Consider the following 19,768-nt stretch of genomic DNA (forward strand, 5'->3'; position numbering starts at 1 on the left):
CAATCCGTTCGGATACCAAATCCCAATTTTTGAAAGGAGAAGTATACATGTCGAATACTTATTCACTCGTTTTTGAGAACTATCTGAATGAAGAAGCTGACCAGAAAACAGTATCTCTTTTGATCTGTAGCTTGATCAATGATCTTGAGTCCGCTGGTCCTGAGGATAAGCCTGAATTGTTAAAAACCGCAAGATACGTAAGAGACGCAGTAGAAAAAGTAAAGAATGATTCCATCGATGAAGAAAAAATCAGATTTTGGAACAGAGTCAGCTGTTTGATTTCTACATCGATCAATAACGCACAGGAGGTAGCAAATGTCGGATAGTATTACAAATACAAACACAAAAATAGCGAACACTGTTGAGGACTTTTTTGCCGAATTGCTCAAACTTCTCGATCAGTCGGATATTTATGATACCGATGTTTCTTTTTTGAGAAGCCTCGGGAAAGACGGACAGTCTCCTAACATGGTCTGTGTAGACACAATGATAGCCAAAAGAATGGTTAAGGAAATGGAAGCGCAAAAAATCCCTTACATGCAGTTCAGAATCAGAGCAACCGGAAAAGATATTATTCTCGTCAGTCCGGAAATGATGTCTAAAATGCAGGCTATCGAAAACAGCATCAGAATACACGCCGGCCTCGAATTGGATACGAAAGCAGAACTTGATAGGGCATTAGCCATTTCAGAACCCGGCGCAAAAGAATACATAGTTGAGGGTTTGACGGAATATGAAGCGGATAAAATTTTGTCTTATTCCGCAAATGCCAAAAAGCCGTTTGTGGTGGTTAAAGAAGAAATGAGCGATGGAAAATTCCTTGTTGCAACCCACGAAAAGAATAAAGTTGCCGTAAATTACTATGCCGCAATTTCTATGTTCGAAGATTCTAATGTAAGCAAAGAAATGGCTTCCATTGTGGAAGGACAGGCTTATCTTACTCAACAGAGAAAAGAAATTGAACAAGCCGTCGATGAAGTAAGAAATACCAATGAAACGAAGCCTGCTTATGTATTTTCTTTGAATGAACCAGAGAAGTACGTGAAAATCAACGAAACCTCCTTTGAAATTCATGACAGGGGTAACGTAACGCATCGAATGAATATTGCTCAGAATCCGGAATTATACGCAGATGCTCTGAAACTGATCTGTAATTCGCTTCCAAATCCTGTTTTTAAACTGGAAAGCGAGGTACAAGAACTTGGCGGAATGAACGAATGCCTGCGTGATGCAAAAGCACACATACCGAACGGCACCAAACCCAAGAATTATCCGATTGATGCCGCTTTCAAAAACTGGTTCCTTGAGCAGGCAAATCCTCAAAATGGCTATATTTTTGAACATCCAGAAATGTTGTCAAAAATCAACGTCGAAGAATTCAAAAAAGCTTATTTGAAAGACCATCCGTTTGAAAGAGAAACGCTTGAGAATAAAACTCCGTATCTGGAAAAACAGCTTAAGGTCATGGAAGGAAAGCTTAAAGAAACCTATGTGCAGACTACAGCTCCTCTTGTGAATATTGATGATACCCTTGCAAGAAATGGTTTTGATGTTAGCACAATGGAAGAATTTTATGACGACAAAGAAGTCCGGGCAATCAAAAACGGAATCTATCAGGAACAGGTAGGTGGACAGATTCCTGAAACGCACGAAGCTCCCATTCAACCCATTGCTCATGAAGAAACAAAACACGCACAGGAGCAGGAGAAATCTCCCGCAAAGACAGTAGAATGGAAGGAGCAGAGATAATATGCCGTTAAAAGAAAATAAACTCAAAACTTATCTGCTGGTCGGCGGATTGATTTATCTGCTGCTCTTTTATTTTTCCCTGCATATGGGACATGCCGTGTATCTTGACGAGGCTGCTACAAAAGCAGCTGAAATCTCTTCATCGATACAATTTGGAACTTATGGCAATGCAGCAAGTGCACCGGTTGTAAAGGAAAGCATAAATTGGTTTACTGTTGCCTTTGAAGCACTTGCCAATATGTCAGAAAACCCTGTAGCAATATGGCCTCTGTCTATAAAATTTCTGATTCCTGCGTTATTTTTTCTTGTATGTGTAGCTTTCGGAATAGGCTGGATGCTTGCCATAGGAGATACCAAAAGACAGGACGCTCCCGGTAAGGAACACGGATCCGCAAAATGGAATCTGGATTACGCAAATTATTATAAACAATTTGTTGAGCCTTACGACTCCAGAAAAGACCCATTTGACCCCAATATGCCTTTTTCCAACAGGGTTATGTTAAATCTAAATAATAAGAAGACAGGCCGAAATGCTAATGTATTTGTTGTCGGTGGTCCCGGCACCGGTAAATCCTTCCGAGTAATCAAACCGAGCCTCATGCAAATGAATTGCAGTATGATTACTACGGATCCGTCTGGAGAGCTTATGCAGTGTTGTGGAAAGCCGCTGCATGAGCATGGAATTAAACTGAAATTATTCAGTACTTCCGATATGAAGCATTCTAACTGCTACAATCCATTTGATTATATTTTTGATGAAAATGGAGAAGTGGAAGAGTCGAAAGTCAGTACTATGATCAATCTGTTTTTGGAAAATGCCAGTGGATCTTCCTCGAAATCAAAGGGCGACCCTTTCTGGGATAAATCCGCCAGAGCACTAATGGCTGCACTTGCTTATTATATGCTCGAAAATCCTATGACCAATCAGGTCAGAAAAGGCAAGAGATATGCGCCGGATATCAATTTCTGTACAATGCTTAAGCTTGTTCAGGCAGGTAAGGTAAGCGAAGAAAGCGAAACATCACAGTCTGCGCTTGATAAACTGATGGAAGAGCACAGATTGCTGATGAAAACTGAAGGCAGAGAATCAAAGGCTCTTTCCAATTACGACACATTTAAGTTGGCTCCTGGTAAAACCGCAAATTCCATTTTGATCACCGTTGCAGTAGATCTTCAGATGTTCAATAACGAAGATGTGCGTAATCTTACGAGACACGATTATGAAGATGAAGAGAATAATCTTCAGCTTGATAAGATCGGTGATGAACAAACTGCGTTATTCATCAACATTCCGCAGGCGAACACCACATTTAACTTTCTGGTATCTATGTTATATGCACAGATGTTTGACGCCTTGTATACCAAAGCCGAGAAAATCTGTCCTAAAAAATGGATGCTGATTGATCAGTATAATCGTCCGGTGATTACGATGCTTAATTCCGAAGATGAAGCAAAACGTCTTCTGGAAGATCTCAAGACAGCTACTGTAAAAGAATATAAAACTCCCAGAGACGCAAGCAGATTTCAAATTGTGATCGGAAATAAGGTAATTCAGGAAAAGCCCACAAGAGAAACCGCTCAAGCTGTAATTGACAACGCAGCGAATTATAAGGTGCAAAAGGGTGATTTAAGATTGCCTTGGCATATCAGATGCCTGATGGATGAATTTGCAAATATTGGATCTGTGCCTATGTTTTCTGAAAAATTAACTACTATGAGAAAGTATGAGATTTCCTGTACCATCGTAGTCCAGAACATTGCGCAAATTAAGGAGAAATATGACAAATTATTCGAATCTATTATTGGTGGCTGTGACACCATTGTATTTCTAGGAAGCTCTGAAAATGAAACCTGCAAGTATATCTCCGATACATTGGGAGAGACGACTGTCCGCACACGAAATATAAGTCTAAGCCATGGGCAGAAGGGCGGAAGTTCTGAAGGATTCGGTACGTCAAAGCGCATGTTGTTGACGCCTGAAGAAGTCAAGAATTTGGATAATAAGGAGTGTATCGTTATCATCCGAGGTTTACATCCATTTAGGGATTTAAAATATGATTTTTCAAAGCATCCTCATTTTTCCGAAACAGGAAATGCGAGCCGTAACAACGAATTATCAGAAGAATTTATTGAAAAATACTTCAATACAAAACCTGTTAAAAAGAAAAAAGTCACGAAAAAGAGACAGCAGAAAGCTGTTGCATTAGTGGCGGGCAAATCTGAATACGCAAATGACCTTGAAGGCGCAAATCAGATCATGCAGGATAATCGTGTTACCAAAGAGAATATTGAAGAGAGAATGGAAGCACAGATAAGCACAAAGACAAATACCGAAAACAAAAAAGATGCGATGGATGAAAGAGAATCCATCAAGAAAGCCTTGAAAGAAGATACCGGTACATCGATGTCCGATTCAACATTTATGTTTTAGAAAAAGACCCTGCAGAACCGCAGGGTCTTTTAGCGTCAGCCGCCAAACGTTTCGCGTTTGCACTATTTTTCTCTCATAATAATTATGAGAGAAAAATAACTTTACTCAGGAGGTAAGTTTATGAAAAAAATCGCATTATTTAAAAACAAGGCACAGAATGCTCTGTTGGCCGTTGAAGCAATGGCAACCGCAGTAATGGCTCCGGTGATTGGTCATGCTGGCTTCAGCTCAGTAACCGTTAATCAGGGAGCTCTTGATGGAGTTGACCCTTTTGCTATTGCAGGTAAGGGCATCGGTATGATTCTTACTGTGTTGCAGATTCTCGGTATTGGTATGTTAATTTTTGGTATCGTTTCTGTCGCACAGTCCATGCAGGATAACGGCAATCCTGACAAAAGAGCACAGGGTTTTGCTACTATTGCAGTTGCAGCAATCCTGATAGGCATGAAATTCGTATTACAGGCTATGGGTATTCTCGCCTAACGATCGCGATACCCTGGTTTATACCGGGGTATCTTTTTCGAAATTTAGGAGGTCTTTATGAGAAAACGATTATTAGGACTAGCACTCGCAATCATAATGATTTTAGGTTGCTCAATGATCACATTTGCGAAAACCCCTGAAGAAGCCGGTATGGAAGAAACTACAACAACGGTAAAAGAATGGGGAAAAGCTATTAATAGTATTCAGGATCTTTTTAATTCCTTGGGCGACGCCGTTGCAGATGGTAAGGCGTGGTATGAAGGGATGAAAGATGGTTTCCAAAAAACCGTTGCCGAAGCTTATATTATGAACGCTGGCGGCTTGAGTGTACCGCGCGATGCCATCATAGTTACTAACCTTGAGAAGAATTTGATTGCTCAAATCTGGGATTACCTTTCTCCAATTGGATACTGTATGTTGTTGTTTTATTTTCTTTTGACCATTGTACAGGATATGCAGGGAAAAGTAAGGGATCTTGATATAAAATATTGGATTACAACAATAATGAGATTTGTCTGCGCTGATGCTCTTATTTATTTTGGGCCTACGATAATTGTTTTTGCGATGCAACTGGGAAATACTTTTATTGATTATTTCCTCAGTAATCCTATCGCTACCACAAAAGGAGAAGGCGGAGCTGATTATGTAAACGCTGTAGCTGATTATTTTGCAAATGGACAAGGTAAAAAATTCACCAAAGCTCTTTCTTTGTATATTTACTCAATTATTTTGAAAGGAGCAAATACCATTCCGAATCTCATGATATTACTTCATGCGGCAAGCAGAAAGATCGAATTAATCATTCGAGGCGGAATTTTATGTATTGCAATTCCTGACGTTGTAATGTCTGGCCCACATTCGAGAGGTTTATCATACATAAAAAAGTTCTTTGGAATTTGTTTGTACGGATTTGTGATGTTGTTGGTTGTTCAGATTGCCGGCACGCTTTCAGCAAGCAATATGTATGCATCAATACTGGATGGCGGTTCCAAAGGGATAGTTGATGGAGCCATGACAAATCTGAGCGGATTACTTAATGTAGCTTTATATAATTTTGCGGCCGTCGGTATGCTCAGTGCGTCAAAAACTATTTTGAATGATTTTCTGTCTTAAGGAGGAGAAATAGATATGCAGGTATACATTAATAAAGATATTCGTGAATATCAGGTAAAAGATATCGGACCTCTTACGCTTAGACAAGCTATTTTTTCCATTTTGGCCGTGGCTTCAATTTTTGCTTCGAGAGCAATACAGAGAGCGTTATTCGGGACTTATATTTCTTTGTTATTATATCTTCCAGCTGTTCCGTTTTTGCTCTTTGGATTTGGATCTTCCTTAAGTATTTTTGGAGGATTGCCGTTCGAAAAATGGCTGAAATCCGTTTTTGCTGAGAATTTTCTGAACCCCAGAAATCGTCCGTTTTGTTATGAAATGACATGGAATATCAACGATATTCTCGCGGAAGATGAGTTAAAGATTTATCATCAGATGGAAACAGAAAAAGTTAAAAAAATAAAAAAATCCAAATTAACCGAAGAAGAAAAAATATGGCTAAAAGGTTATAAATAGCAGAAAAACAGGGTTGCAAAAAGCATCCCTGTTTTTTGATGAAATCATTCATAATAATTATAGAGGAAGAACAGGAGGTTATTATGAAAAGCAAAATCTTACTTTTTACATGTGTTTCATTACTCACCGCCGCATTGTGTGGCTGCGGACAAAACAAACAGCAGGATGAAGCGATGGATGTACTGGTTGTTGCTCCAAACGACTGGCAAGGCGCTTTTTCCAGACTGGCAAAAATACAGACAGATGTAATGAATACAACTTCAATTCTCGATAAACATAATTACACAATCGTTCAGGGACAACCTGACGATTATTGGAACAATGAAGAATTCCATTATCTAAAGTTTATTCCTATGAATTCGAGTTTACTCGGATACACGCAGTTGTTTCAAAGTGGGGTAGATGTATCGAACTTACAGGAGACAATGTCTACTATGTTGTCGGAAGCAGGGTATACATTGGCTTCTTTGAGCGAGGTTGGCGTAAATCATTATACATTTGGCTTAACTTATCATGATAAATCATGGCGTTCCTGGACTAATGTATATAAAGAAAAAAATGTGGATTGCATTTATGATGCCTCCCATGACTGGCTTCAGATGTCAACTTCTGTAAGCGAAGATTTCAAGGGTCAGAATTATGAAGAGGAATTATATGAATTCGCAGATCTCGGTGACAAAACTTTTGCGTTGCAAAACGAAAAAGAAAGACTGTATGTAAAATATGATAATAACGGTAAGATTTCAGAATATTATCATACAGTTTTACCTGATGTCACTGAAAACATGGCCAAGGAATTTTATGCAGAGCAGAACGCCGAGGATACAGATATCCAAAAAGTTTATGAAGGAATTGTTAATGCCGATAATGGTTCAAAAACCGGAGAAGTTTCCGAGGAAGAAATAACAGAAGAGGAAACTTATGGCCTTTATTACACCAAGGTCGATAATTCTATATTCAAGCATCTCGAATCAGTAAATCCGGAGTGGGTGCAGGCAGCAGGAAATTTCCAGAGCATTATTGAATATAAGGATCATGTCCTGTCTGTGTCCGTTAAAAACAATCTGACTGGTGAAATGGAAAGTTTTTCCGTAAAAGAAAAAGTACAGGAGGAAATGACAGATGAAACTTTACAAGGATTATCTGGAGGAGGAAATCCGGAATAATAAGAAAGCCGAAGACGAAAAAAAGCTGCGTGAATACGGAGAAGATTTTGACGGCTCTCCTGTGATTATATATGAGCCGGATACAATCGTGCAAACGGGCAGGAAGGTAGCAAAAGGAATTATTACCCTGCTGATATTTATTGCTATATGTGCTGCCGTCGGCGCTTTGCTGATTTATGCTGGAATGAAAATATAAAGGAGTATGCAAAAATGAAAAAGAATAATTCAATAACTCATCAGATAGCAGATGAAAAAGAGTTGCTTCAGGAATTGATCGAAGATTATTCCAAGCTTAAGCAGGCGGACTTGCTGAGTGTTAAAAATAATGAAATCACCAAGGAAGATTTCATGGAAAGCGTTAAAAACTACGCTTTCGAAATGTATGATGTTACCTCGGAAATCGTAGAAAAGACGTTAAAAATGTTCGAAAATTATGTGTTCGGATATTCCATTCTGACGGATTTAATCAATGATCCGCAGGTGTCGGACATTCGCGTCACCGGTTACAATCAGATCCGCATCAAAAGAAAGGGACATAGAGAGGACGCCGGTATTAGTTTTTCTTCAAAAGAAGAATACGCGAGATTTGTTGATTTCGTTGCAACCAGAAATCAGGTCAGCTTATCAAATCTGAACGCAATTCAACGTTTTACAGATGATGAGAGTAATCCGGATTATATTTTGCGTTTTACTATTTCCATACCTTTGGTAAATACGTTCGACGAACCGTATCTGGTTATCAGAAAAGTTGCAAAGAATTTCCCAACCATTGATAAACTAGTGAATATGGATGAACCGATGCTGTCCCAGGAATTAGCTGATGTTCTGGTTTCCAGATTCACAAATGGATCAACCCTTGTGTGCGGCGGTAACTCTTCCGGAAAAACAACTATACTGAACGCTCTAAAAGAGGAAATTTCCCACGATGTTTCAGTTCTAATCGCACAGCAGGCGGATGAATTAACCACAAAAACACATCCGGATATGATGTTTATGCATTCTTTGCCTAATTCCGAAGAGAGTAAAGTTAAATATGATTTGAAAAACATCAGTATCGCCGGACTTACCATGGATGTTGACTTCTTTATCATCGGTGAGATTAAGGGCGAAGAGGCAAGATATTTGTTAAATGCAGCTTATACCGGTCAGTTGTGTGCCGCTACAATCCATGCGCCTTCCGCTCCGAAGGCGTTGGATAAATTGATCGACTATTCACTTATCGACAGCAAATATTCAAAAGATGAACTGCTTCGAATGATGGATTGCTTTAAAACCATTATCTTTATGAAAAATTATAGGGTTTGTCAGGTTTATGCTGTTAAGGGGTATAACCGCGACAAGGGAGAACTGGAATATGAAGCAATATGGGAAAATGGAGGTTTTGTAAATGGATACGATAAAAACAACGCTGGGGAAATTAAGTACTGATTTTTTGGACTCGCTTTCCATCACACATGAGAACCTAATATTCAAAATCGGAACTTTTGTCTTCATTGTTGTGGCATTTGTGATTTTGTTTTATTACCTGAGAAAAACGAGTATCATATCAAATACATTGCAGGATACCTACAACGATATGATTTATAAAAATATGATGCTCAATAAAGGTGGAAAAAAGCTGCTGAAAAAAGACGGGTTCTGGGAAAAATGGATAAAACTATATACATACAGCCGAATAGATAAGATTTTTACCTTTTTGACTCCGGAATTATGGCTGGCAATCATCATCATGTTTGGATTGTTTGTATTTCTTGTTTCATTGATATTCATTAAGGATTTTTCATTGAACGTTATCCTTGGGATAGTAGCAGCAGGACTACTGATATTCTGTGAAATGATGCTGAGTATGAGTAATTATCAGAAAGTCGATAAGGATCTGATTCAGTTTTTGAACATGCTCGGAAGCTACAGCTTAACAGCACAGGAAGTAACAGCCACTTTCAGAAAAGTTGCAAGATTCATGAACGATCCATTAAGAACCGTTTTGATAGAATGTTATGAGGAAGCCAGAACATCCGGTAAGCCAGAGGAAGCTTTAAATAATATGGCTGCCAAAATCGAGCATCCACAGTTTCATGAAATTATCAAAAACGTCGAAATTGCAATCAATTACGATGCTGACTTTACGACGGTAGTAAAAAGCAACAGACAGATTTTGCAAAATTATATGAGTTCAAAACAGGAAAGAAAAGCACTAGCTTCCGATGGCATGGTGAATATGTTTGTTATGGCGCTTGCGTTGATTGGCTGCGTTTATTTTATGGGCCAGTTACTCGGCATTGATATTTGGGCTGAGCTTTTTGGTTCTCTGATAGGTCGGATCGCTCTTATTATTGAAGCTATTTGTTTCCTGGCTATGTTCTGGAAAATCTACACAGTCAATAAATCCTAAATTGCGAGAGGTATTGAAAATGAATGAAACGTTAAATTTAATTGCGCAGTACAAAATCCTGCCGCTTATCATTGCTTTGTTTGGCGGTGGAATTATTCTGATAATTGCATTTTCCTATCATCCCGGACAAGCCATCGCAAAGCAATACGAACGTATCCGTGGCGAGTTGCAGGAAAAGAAAAAGATAGGAATTTTTGATTATGATCAGATTCAGAAGAAATTGATTAGCAATGGGTTTGCTTTTAGACACCCGAGTCTGGCTGATCCATTAGTCTACACCGGTGTTAAGATTTGCATGGGCGCAGCGGCTGCTGCCCTTACAGCTCAATTCCATCCGGCGGTAACGATACTGGGTTTTGTGCTTGGCTATGTATTGTTGGATTTATTAGTCAATATCCAGAATAATAGTGATAATAATAAAATTACTTCGGATTTGCAGATCATTTACGATGCTCTTTCTGTACAGATCAAAGGCGGTGTTTATATTATCAATGCCCTGTGCGAGGATTATGCGCTCGTAAACAGAAGCAAAAGACTTAAGGTTGCACTAATGGAAATGTCTGGAGAAATGATGATGACCTCCGACGCAAAGAAGGTTATCACAAACTTTCAGAATAAATTTTCCAACAGTTACATTGATTCGCTGTGTGTAGCTATTATTCAGGCATTGGACTCTGGAGAAGCAGTGGAGCTTTTGGGAGATATTTCTGAACAGCTCAAATCTTTCCAAAGTGCTGCCCTCATGAGAAAGAAACAGGAACTGGATAGGGCGCTGACTTTTAGTTCCATTGTGGAGTTTGGCGCAATTATGTTTTTCATTATCGTAATTTCCTTAGGATCCTTGTCCATTGGATCACTGTTTTAAACGTCAAAATGACGGAAGTTAAAAAATTCTGCGTTATTAACAAAGTTCTGTCATAATAATGGTGTAAAGAAAATAAATCTTTTTCTAATAAAGGAGAATTAACATGAAAAAAATTTTAGATTTTTCAAATGCAGCTATAATTAATGGAACCGGCAAGGTGCGTCAGATGCTTACTCGTAAGAGAAAAGGCATCGATGGTCTGATGATCGCAATCGCCCTTGTTGTAATCGGTGTTGCTATTGCAATTCTGTTCAAGAACTCAATGTCCAATTCCATGAATCAGTTATTGGAGAAGGCAACAAATTCGCTTTCCAACATCCTTTCTCTGTAAGGCAGAAAGCAAAAATAAAAAAGGCCGTGTATGCGGTCTTTTTTGGATAAGGAGGAACGCCGTGAAAAAGATATTAAGTAATAAAAGAAGCGGTTCCATGGATCAGTTCGTTGCCTCGATCATAACCTTTTTGCTTGAAGCCACATTACTGGTTTTCGTCATCAATACGTTTGCAATTTCTAATTATAGAGACAATATTGATCAGATTGCTAGAGCGGAGATTTTGAAACTTGAAACCACAGGTGAACTTAACAGAGATACTGTGGTTGAGGATTTAAATAACAGAGGCTTTAAGGTCACAGGCACAGATATCATCATAAACAGTGGCGCAGCTGGGAAGGCAGATTATGGCAACCCTGTATCCATTTTGGTAGAGTACGACGCGCAATCAACTGACATTGGAACGATAGGCAGCCGAATCCTCGGCGGAACGCATCACATCAGGATCTATCGCGAATCCATTTCGAAGGCAAGGTGATAGATATGCTACGTAAATTTTTATCACGAAAAAGAAAAGGCAACGCAGAATTGATCCGTGCGACAATGCTTGTATTTTACAGCATAGTGTTAGTGGTGATCGGCGTCTCTATGAAATATACGAAGGTATTGAAAAACAATATAGACGATACCATTGTTTCTTCCGGACTTGCAGCTACACTGGTGGATCAGGACACGTATTCGTCTGAAGAAAAGTTATATATCAACAAATATGATAGTCTCCGTATTTTTGAAAATTGCATGAAGGCTAACCTAGGGATCAATAAGTTTGTCGATGATGCAATCGATATAGATGCCGTTGATTTTGGAGATAGGTTAATTGGCGATAAGGCGAGGGTAATTGAATATCGAATATACAATGTATTTAATGGAACTCCCGCTAAAGTAGTCCCTTCGGATGATCCGAAATTGCAGCCAATTGTTTTGGCGGAAGAAAAAGGTGCCGAAATTGTCAAATGCGTATATAAAGATGGGACGTGGAAGAGCGATGCAATCGTTGCTTCTACGCCGGATTACATTGAAGACTATCATATATCGTATTACGAAAGCGACCTTGACGAAACGATAGATCAAACATCAATATATGTGGAACTCGAAATCCCAATCAAAACGTTACATGGACAAATAAAAGGCGTTATTAGGCAGAAAAAATTATTTTCTGTGGATAAAGTATTATAATGGAGGAAAAGCAAATGTTAAAGAAAAAGGAAAAGAAAGTAAGGGCTGAAAAGAAAAACAAAAGTATTTTGCCGATAGCGTTTCTTATGGCACTGATCGTCGGAGTAGTTTTGTTTTTCGCTATGATTCACATGGAAAAACAGGCATTGTCCAACTATGAAAAGGCAGAAATTCTCGTTGCCAGCACCGAAATTCCCAAAAATGTCGTATTTTCGGAAGATAATGTACCTACTTATTTTACCAAAAAGGAAATCGATAAGGGAATTTTCCCGGAGAATGCCGTAACCGAAGAAGAGCAGCTTTATGGATTTGCCCCGGAATTTACGATCAGCACCGGCACCGCAATGAGCATAAATATGTTGAAGAATATTGATGAAAAAGTTGCGGCCATGAAGGAGCCCAGATCCGTCGGTACAGGTTCGGCTGATCTTTCCCAGATCGTAAGCGGTACTATAAGGCCGGGGGATACGGTGGACATTTATATCATCGCAAACAGAAAAGAAGACGGAATCGACCATTCTGATGAAGATCTTTTGTATTCTGATATTTATGTATTGCAGGCATTTGACTCTGCCGGTACAGAGATTAAAAATGGTGATGAAACATCGGTTTGCGAAAGAGTAAACCTGCTGTTTGAAAATGCTTCCGTAGATGAGTATTATAAGGCTGTTGCTGAAGGAACCATTTATTATGTAAAACATGTGGATTAACGGAAAGGGAGCTGAAAAGCTCCCTTTTTAAATAAAAAACTTTCATAATAATAGTGAGGAGTAAGTTATGCTAAATGTCATTATTTTTATGATGGTTTTTATTTTTGCAAGAAAAATCATCTTACAATATAGTAATAAGATAGGCAAAGAAAAAATCGAGGAATCAAATAAAGAAATAGTAATTGAAACATTCATCATATTTCTTCTGGCTATATTGCATTATATTTTGCCGTTACCATTAAAAATGCATATAGAACATTCATGGTTTACGAGCATCATGGAAGCTATATTCTTTGCGAACACGATTGTAATGGTTGAAATGGATATGAAGTATCAGGAAGTATATGATCTGTTTCATTTTATAAATTTGGCTTCTATGATCCTTTTTATAGGATATGTTGGGTTCCCGAGCAATTATATACCGTTCCTATTTTTCGCCGCATTGCAATTAGGGATATTCCAGTTTATGTATGGCCAGGCGGATGCTTTTTTGTTTTGCGAATGCGCCGCATTTCTCATGCTTCATAACGCAGAAATAGAAGAATATATGTGGCACATGGGAATAATGCTTATCTTTTTGGCCATTGTGCAGGGAGTCAAAAAGAATATCAATAAACGTGGTAATCTAAAGCGCCCTGTTGCGATGACACCGTATATTGTGGCTTCATTTTTAATATTTTTCATTTAGGAGGAAAAAGCGTGAAACGAAATAAAGTATCAATCTGGTTTTATGTTGTTATGGCAATTGTAGCCCTCATTAATTGTATTTTTCAGCTAATAAACGGAACTTTTTATTGGGGAAATGGATTAGTGCTTATTATATTTATCCTCGTGATAATATACAAAGCCACAAGATTATATAGAAAAGAAAATCTTTTGTTTTGGAGGGAAGATCCCGAAGAACTTGATGAAGATGACGAAAACGATGTAGAAGAGTTGGATGAAGATGCCGAAGAATAGCCAATGTCATTAAGTTAAGATATAAATTACACCCTTCTCTTTTTCTTAAAACGAAAAGGGAGGGGTGTTTTTGGAAAGGAATATGTATGAGATATAAAAATTATTCTGCCTGTGATAGTCAAGGTCAATCTCAGATAAAAGAAATATATGAAACTTCGTTTCCCAAAAGTGAAAAGTTTCCTTTTTGGATTTTGAAACAGTGTAATAAGGAAAATAATGTCCGCCTTGACGCAATTATTGACCACGATACAGATAAAATTATAGGGATAAGGTTTCTTATTTTCTATGATGATATAGTCTATCTTATGTATGTGGCGATAGATAAGAAATACAGAAATAAAGGCTTTGGAAGTCTTGTGTTAAGAGATTTAATTCTCTGGCAAGCTGATACAACTATTCTTCTATGCATTGAAAGACCATCTGTGGAAACAGAGGATATAAAAACACGTAGAAAAGATTTTTATTTAAGAAATGGCTTCTATGAAACAGGCTGTTTTATAGAAGATTCTGATGTTGAGTATGAATTTTTATCTTCTTCAAAAGAAAGAATTATTACCGAACATGATTTGAAGAAAAGATATTCGTGCATGACAAGAAATATGTTGATGAAATTTATCATTAAAAATACGTTTGATAACAATATCAATTTTATTGATTAGGAAGGTGCTTAATTATGGATTGTATAAACTCTGTAATAACAAATAAGATGGATGTTAATAATATACAACATATTAAATGTGACAAATATTTATTATCATCAACATGTGATGCATCCAATGTTCAATCTCTGTTGAAAAGTGAACTTAAAAACACACTAAAGTGTGCTTTGAGGATAGATGTAATTCTTTAGTTGTTGGCGAACATTCTTCATTTGAAGATTGCGGATTTTATGTTAGTGGTAGAAATAATGAAGTTATTATCGGTTCTAACTGTAGAATTATAGATAAATTTATAAAAGAAAGGAAAACTATAAATATGCAAATAAATTTAATAGGAACTGGTGCAATGTATACTGCCTATAACAGTGCATGTACGTTGATTGATAATAAAATTATTGTAGATATGCCAAATGGGACAGTTAAGCAAATGTTAAAAAAAAGATTGCCTGTAGAAAATATTGATATTATATTAATAACTCACATGCATGGAGATCATACAGCAGACATTCCTTTTTTTCTTAAATATATATTTAACTACAAAAAGAGAAATACACCAATAAATATAATTGGGCCAATTGGTACAAAATCCAAAATCAAGGATTTATTTGATTCATATAATTTTGAGAATGGCGCTGAAATTGAAAGATTTTTTAATATTCATTTTATAGAAATACTAGAAAATGAATTTAAAATAAATGAATACAATATTAAATCCTATCTAATGTTACATGGAGAAGAAAAGCCGGCGTTAGGTTATATTATTGATAATAAATTAGGGGTAACAGGAGATTCGGGACTATGTGAAGGTATTGAAACTATTTTTAAAAAATCTACTGTGATCATAGCAGATTCCTCATCAAAAACAGGAGATATGTGTCATATGGGAATTAATGATTTAATCTATTTATCCAATAAATACAATAAAAAAATATTTTGTACTCATTTATTGGATACAACAAGGCGTGAACTTATAGAAAATGTTCATCAAAATATTATTGTCAAAGATGATTTTTATGTATCGGAAATTTAAAAAGGAGAATATCAACGTATGGAAGAGAATATGAAATTAGAAGAAAAAACATATATAAGAGACGCAAGGCTATTGGAAATAGCGAAAATAAAATATGTATTTTTTGATATAGATGGGGTACTTTCAATACCCAGATATAAAAACTTCTTAACAGGAAAAATAGTAAGTGGCTTTTCTGATGAAGAATGGCTTAAATATGATATCTTCAGTCAACACCCTTATGAATATTGCATAGCGCCTAAAATCATGAAAGAATTAGTAAATAAAATGCACAATAATCGAGGTATCTGTAAAAGATGTTTTGGTTTAACGGCTGATACAAATTCTTTTTCCTATAATAGCAAAAAAAGATTTATAAAGAATAATTATCCAGAAATAAACACAGAAGATATTATATTAGTATCATCAGCCGACATGAAGGTTGACGTTATAAAATATATTGCTGAAAGAGATGGTATAAATTTAAAAGAATGCCTACTTGTCGAAGATACTTTTCAAACAATTATAAATACGGAGTTAGCAGGAATATGTAATTTACATATTTCTGAAGCATCAGAATTGTTGTCTGATATTAAAGAATATCAAATAAACACTCGTCCAAGAAATTATGATTTATTAATAGATATGACTGGAAGACTCTTTTAAAAAGAAAAAAGATGAAAATAAAATTACGGTTGGACAACATTCGTCCGATTCCTTTTCGGCTGCTGGATTTATTGACAAAACGGGAGAGATATTGGAAATAAAAAGTAACCTGCAGCATTAGCTACGGGTTTCATTTGTGAATGCAAGGGTTTACCTTCAGATGTTGATAAAGAAACTGCATTTTGGTTAGAAGATTTAACTTTTACGTCATACTTATCGTTAGAGGAAATACAAAATTTTGACTGGGATAAGGGAGTATACTATTTTGAGGTATAAATATTTCTATTTTTGCTTATTTTTGCGAAATTTTTTGACATATATAAATAAGAAGATTGCAAGCATTCGGAAATTGCTTGTGACTTTTATACTGAAATTATTCCTTTTATGCTTTCAGTCGATACCAATTGTCAAAATGTACGTATTGTATTTGGATTAAGTTTATAAAAAAAGACTAGATTTTATAATATATAAGGAAGAAAGATAAAATATGAAACCTTTATTTAAAAGAGGAGAAACTTTTTATTATGCTAATAGAAATACAAAACAGGCAGAAAAGTGTACCGTTGTTGATTGGGTTTGTCAATACCCAATGGCGTATATAGCAAAAACGACGCATCGGGAGAAATTTTTAAATGTTATCATGATTTTGGATGTTTTGCATCGGAGCAAGAAGCATATGATGATGCTCAAATCGAGGAGGATAGAATAATATATTAAATCGAGCAAACATAATGATTTTTCCCGTTCTATGTGACTATCTTCAAATCGCATTGAATACCAGAAACACTCGGATGTATACTGGATAAACTCATCATTGTTATATCGGGCATTGGAAGTATCACCTTTGTAATCTTTTTGATAGCACAAATCGGATAAAAACAACCCTCCCTTTTCTCTTTTGTAGAGTTCTGGGAGGGTTACTTTTTTGCTTAAAAGAGCTTAACTTAATGACATTGGAAGAATAGCGGGCATCTTTTTCTGTGCAGAACTTTCCATAGAGCCGCCAAATCTGTCATAATAATAATATCCAAAGATAGGGAGGCAGACTCATGACCATAGACGGTGTATACCAAAAAACTTTATTTCGCAATATCAAGTCAGGTTATACATTCTTTCAGTTCAAGGGACTAAAATATGACGAAGACGGCGAAAATTTCTATAACTGCCGCGGAGTCATTCCGAATTATGCGCCCAAAACGCCATTAACAATCACCGGCCATAAAGAATTATCCGGAGATAAAAAAGAACCCCTATTTATTGTTGATTCCATTAGTTTGAATATCAATAACGATATTTTAGCGAAGTCTTTCGTTATGGCGCATTTAGAGCCTGGAATGGGAAGCGCCTGTGCAGATAGGGTTATTGCTTATCTTAAAATCAATAATATGACCATCGATCAGCTTTTGCAGTCAGATAAGGCCGTTGGGCACATAGAACAAATCAAGGGATTTTCTCATAAAAAAGCGGTTGCTTTCGTAAAGAAAGCAGAAGGATCTTTGATCGAAATGGATCTGTTGAAAGAGTTATCTCCTTATGGAATTTCTTTCACACAGATCAATCGATTGAGAAAAATGTATGAAAGAAATGTCCGTACAGAAATCAAAGAAAATCCGTATTTGTCCATGAAGCGCGCAGAAATCCCTTTTGAAAATATTGATGCTTACGCAAGAGATAATGGGTTCACTTTCTGTGATCCGGATAGAATCAGGAGTATCGTAAATCAGGCATTTTATTACCTGGCGACAACAGGAAACAGTTATTGTTCAGCAAAAGAAATTCTTCCAATGTACCGAAAAATTGAAAAAAGAATATCCTGTTTTGATGAACAGGCTCCCGATGGACTGGTTCTTTTTGAGATTTTATCAAGTAAAGCTGGCTATCTTGATACTACAACAGGACAACCCAGATTTTATTCCCGCAAATCATGGGACGCCGAAAGTGAAATAGCCGGAGGTCTTGCGAGACTTAAGAGAAAATCGCGGACCATGTTGAACGACAGGGAAATTGATGATTACCTGAATACAGACGGAAGTTATCTGGATGATTCGCAAAAAGAAGCTTTTTGTTTGCTTAAAGATACAGAACCATGTTTTCTGATCGGTGGTCCCGGCACAGGAAAAACAACAACTTTGAAGAATCTGGTAGCCTGTTATCAGAAGAAATATCCGGATAAGCGTGTCGCCGTCTGCGCACCGACAGGCCGTGCGGCAGAAAGAATCAAGGAAGCAACCGGACTGGCTTCGTCTACGATCCATCTGCTGATGGAATACCGGATAGAAGACGGACAATCGTTTCCTATGAGAAACGAAAATAACCCCATAGACGCTGATTTTATTATTATCGACGAATTTTCCATGGTTGGCATTTATCTCTTTAAAAGTTTTTTGAATGCAGTAGGAGACGAAACAAAACTTCTTTTTGTGGGCGACTGGAATCAACTTCCTTCGGTAGAGCCTGGATTTTTGCTACATGATTTGGTAAATAGTGACAAATTCCATTATTTCGAATTATCAAGTACACATAGACAGAAGAAAGACAGCTCTATCTGTATTAACAGAGATTTGATTTTGGAAGGTAAAACCGAACTTAAACAGGATAGTCATTTCATTATAAAACGTTTTCATAACGACTCAGAAGCAAGAATGGAAGCAAAAAGAATATTTGAAACACTTTATGATCCGGTAAATTACCAGAAATTACATGTTATAACTCCTCAGCAATCGGGTACAATAGGTGTACAGGGACTAAATTTGCTGGCACAGGAAATATTCCATAACGCAGACGAAGATCATATCTGCTATGGCGAAGATTGCTTTTATAGGTCTGATAAAGTTATGACGGTTAGAAATGTGTATGGTGATGAATCGTATTTTAACGGCAATTTATGGCTCGTTCATGATTTTTGCTCGGAAGAAATGATTCTTTCTGCAGACGACGATACAAATGTACATATTCACGAAGATCATTATGAAGACATTGCGCTTGCTTATGCGACCACGGTTCATAAATATCAGGGCAGCGAAGGAGAGATTATTGTGATAGCCCTTCCGTCGGATGTTGCGCCGTCTATGATAAGCAGATCAATTTTATACACAGCAGTAACAAGGGCGATTGATAAGGTGATTATCCTTTCTTCCGAAAACATGCTGGAAAGATTTATTACCGCAGATATCCATCCGAAAAGAAATTCTGGAATTGTGGAAAAATTAGAAAAAATATTATAAATGTGTCGCAATATTTATTCTCTGTGTTCAAAAAAGATTTCTTTCATAATAATATTGAAGGAAAAATATACCGAACACGAGGAGAATTGTATGCGTAAGGGTGTACTGAAATTTTTTAATCTCAAAAAGGGTTTTGGATTCATTGAAGATGAAGAGACCGGAGAACAATATTTTGTGCGATATCGAAGTTTTTTGCCAAACAAAATACGTATGATACCGGCTGCCAACAGCAGAGTATCTTTTGATATCGTTCAGAATAACAACGAAACGGAGCTGCCGCTTGCGGTAAATGTAACGTTTCTTTAAGAGAGCCGAAAGGCTCTCTTTTTTTAACCCTTCTTTTCTTTCATATTAATAGAAATTAGAAATCGGGAGGAA

23 protein-coding genes are annotated in these 19,768 nt (G+C 37.0%); all 23 read left to right on the plus strand.

Annotated elements, in window-relative coordinates; translation table 11 throughout:
- Positions 1-47: 47 nt before the first annotated feature.
- The 23 genes from DWZ61_RS08260 (at position 48) to DWZ61_RS08370 (ending at position 19,696) form a co-directional block, all read left to right on the plus strand.
- The gene (locus DWZ61_RS08260; protein WP_118538038.1) at positions 48-326 is read left to right on the plus strand and encodes a hypothetical protein; all 279 of its coding nucleotides are present in this window, start codon (positions 48-50) and stop codon (positions 324-326) included.
- Positions 316-1,749: a hypothetical protein gene (locus DWZ61_RS08265; RefSeq protein ID WP_118538039.1), complete on the plus strand. Its 1,434-nt coding sequence runs from the start codon at positions 316-318 to the stop codon at positions 1,747-1,749. The genes DWZ61_RS08260 and DWZ61_RS08265 overlap by 11 nt, the downstream gene beginning before the upstream one ends.
- Position 1,750: 1 nt before the next feature.
- Positions 1,751-4,180, plus strand: coding sequence for a type IV secretory system conjugative DNA transfer family protein (locus tag DWZ61_RS08270; protein WP_118538040.1), 2,430 nt, complete (start codon positions 1,751-1,753; stop codon positions 4,178-4,180).
- 120 nt (positions 4,181-4,300) lie between these two features.
- Positions 4,301-4,663, plus strand: a complete 363-nt coding sequence (locus tag DWZ61_RS08275; protein WP_118538041.1) for a hypothetical protein — start codon at positions 4,301-4,303, stop codon at positions 4,661-4,663.
- 57 nt (positions 4,664-4,720) lie between these two features.
- Positions 4,721-5,776 (plus strand): hypothetical protein, encoded by a 1,056-nt coding sequence (locus DWZ61_RS08280; RefSeq protein ID WP_118538042.1) that lies wholly within the window; start codon positions 4,721-4,723, stop codon positions 5,774-5,776.
- A gap of 15 nt (positions 5,777-5,791) precedes the next feature.
- Positions 5,792-6,232: a PrgI family protein gene (locus DWZ61_RS08285; protein ID WP_118538043.1), complete on the plus strand. Its 441-nt coding sequence runs from the start codon at positions 5,792-5,794 to the stop codon at positions 6,230-6,232.
- 83 nt (positions 6,233-6,315) lie between these two features.
- A complete protein-coding gene (locus DWZ61_RS08290; protein WP_118538044.1) occupies positions 6,316-7,398 on the plus strand; it encodes a hypothetical protein in 1,083 nt (360 codons plus the stop codon).
- Complete coding sequence (locus DWZ61_RS08295) at positions 7,355-7,594, plus strand: hypothetical protein (RefSeq protein ID WP_118538045.1); 240 nt, start codon at positions 7,355-7,357, stop codon at positions 7,592-7,594. Before DWZ61_RS08290 ends, DWZ61_RS08295 begins: the two co-directional genes overlap by 44 nt.
- A gap of 14 nt (positions 7,595-7,608) precedes the next feature.
- Positions 7,609-8,826 carry an ATPase, T2SS/T4P/T4SS family gene (locus DWZ61_RS08300; protein ID WP_182427035.1) on the plus strand — a complete coding sequence of 406 codons (1,218 nt, stop codon included), beginning with the start codon at positions 7,609-7,611 and terminating at the stop codon, positions 8,824-8,826.
- Positions 8,786-9,790 carry a hypothetical protein gene (locus DWZ61_RS08305; protein ID WP_118538047.1) on the plus strand — a complete coding sequence of 335 codons (1,005 nt, stop codon included), beginning with the start codon at positions 8,786-8,788 and terminating at the stop codon, positions 9,788-9,790. Before DWZ61_RS08300 ends, DWZ61_RS08305 begins: the two co-directional genes overlap by 41 nt.
- 19 nt (positions 9,791-9,809) lie before the next feature.
- Positions 9,810-10,655, plus strand: coding sequence for a hypothetical protein (locus DWZ61_RS08310; protein WP_118538048.1), 846 nt, complete (start codon positions 9,810-9,812; stop codon positions 10,653-10,655).
- Positions 10,656-10,758: 103 nt separating this feature from the next.
- A complete protein-coding gene (locus DWZ61_RS08315; protein ID WP_118538049.1) occupies positions 10,759-10,986 on the plus strand; it encodes a hypothetical protein in 228 nt (75 codons plus the stop codon).
- 61 nt (positions 10,987-11,047) lie between these two features.
- On the plus strand, positions 11,048-11,464 hold the full coding sequence (locus DWZ61_RS08320; RefSeq protein WP_118538050.1) for a hypothetical protein: 417 nt from the start codon (positions 11,048-11,050) through the stop codon (positions 11,462-11,464).
- A gap of 5 nt (positions 11,465-11,469) precedes the next feature.
- Positions 11,470-12,162: a hypothetical protein gene (locus tag DWZ61_RS08325; RefSeq protein WP_147354700.1), complete on the plus strand. Its 693-nt coding sequence runs from the start codon at positions 11,470-11,472 to the stop codon at positions 12,160-12,162.
- Positions 12,163-12,176: 14 nt separating this feature from the next.
- Positions 12,177-12,872 carry a hypothetical protein gene (locus tag DWZ61_RS08330; protein WP_118538052.1) on the plus strand — a complete coding sequence of 232 codons (696 nt, stop codon included), beginning with the start codon at positions 12,177-12,179 and terminating at the stop codon, positions 12,870-12,872.
- A 67-nt stretch (positions 12,873-12,939) separates the two neighbouring features.
- On the plus strand, positions 12,940-13,560 hold the full coding sequence (locus DWZ61_RS08335; protein ID WP_118538053.1) for a hypothetical protein: 621 nt from the start codon (positions 12,940-12,942) through the stop codon (positions 13,558-13,560).
- A gap of 11 nt (positions 13,561-13,571) precedes the next feature.
- Positions 13,572-13,832 carry a hypothetical protein gene (locus DWZ61_RS08340; protein ID WP_118538054.1) on the plus strand — a complete coding sequence of 87 codons (261 nt, stop codon included), beginning with the start codon at positions 13,572-13,574 and terminating at the stop codon, positions 13,830-13,832.
- A gap of 86 nt (positions 13,833-13,918) precedes the next feature.
- Positions 13,919-14,491 carry a GNAT family N-acetyltransferase gene (locus tag DWZ61_RS08345; RefSeq protein ID WP_118538055.1) on the plus strand — a complete coding sequence of 191 codons (573 nt, stop codon included), beginning with the start codon at positions 13,919-13,921 and terminating at the stop codon, positions 14,489-14,491.
- A 316-nt stretch (positions 14,492-14,807) separates the two neighbouring features.
- A complete protein-coding gene (locus tag DWZ61_RS08350; RefSeq protein WP_118538056.1) occupies positions 14,808-15,521 on the plus strand; it encodes an MBL fold metallo-hydrolase in 714 nt (237 codons plus the stop codon).
- An 18-nt stretch (positions 15,522-15,539) separates the two neighbouring features.
- Positions 15,540-16,166, plus strand: coding sequence for a hypothetical protein (locus tag DWZ61_RS08355; RefSeq protein WP_118538057.1), 627 nt, complete (start codon positions 15,540-15,542; stop codon positions 16,164-16,166).
- A gap of 487 nt (positions 16,167-16,653) precedes the next feature.
- Positions 16,654-16,875, plus strand: coding sequence for a hypothetical protein (locus DWZ61_RS08360; RefSeq protein ID WP_118538058.1), 222 nt, complete (start codon positions 16,654-16,656; stop codon positions 16,873-16,875).
- A gap of 340 nt (positions 16,876-17,215) precedes the next feature.
- Positions 17,216-19,390, plus strand: a complete 2,175-nt coding sequence (locus tag DWZ61_RS08365; RefSeq protein ID WP_118538059.1) for an AAA family ATPase — start codon at positions 17,216-17,218, stop codon at positions 19,388-19,390.
- Positions 19,391-19,480: 90 nt separating this feature from the next.
- Positions 19,481-19,696: a cold shock domain-containing protein gene (locus DWZ61_RS08370; protein WP_118538060.1), complete on the plus strand. Its 216-nt coding sequence runs from the start codon at positions 19,481-19,483 to the stop codon at positions 19,694-19,696.
- Positions 19,697-19,768 lie beyond the last annotated feature (72 nt).

It is taken from the genome of Clostridium sp. AF34-10BH, from assembly GCF_003478095.1.
Taxonomy (GTDB): domain Bacteria; phylum Bacillota; class Clostridia; order Lachnospirales; family Lachnospiraceae; genus Acetatifactor; species Acetatifactor acetigignens.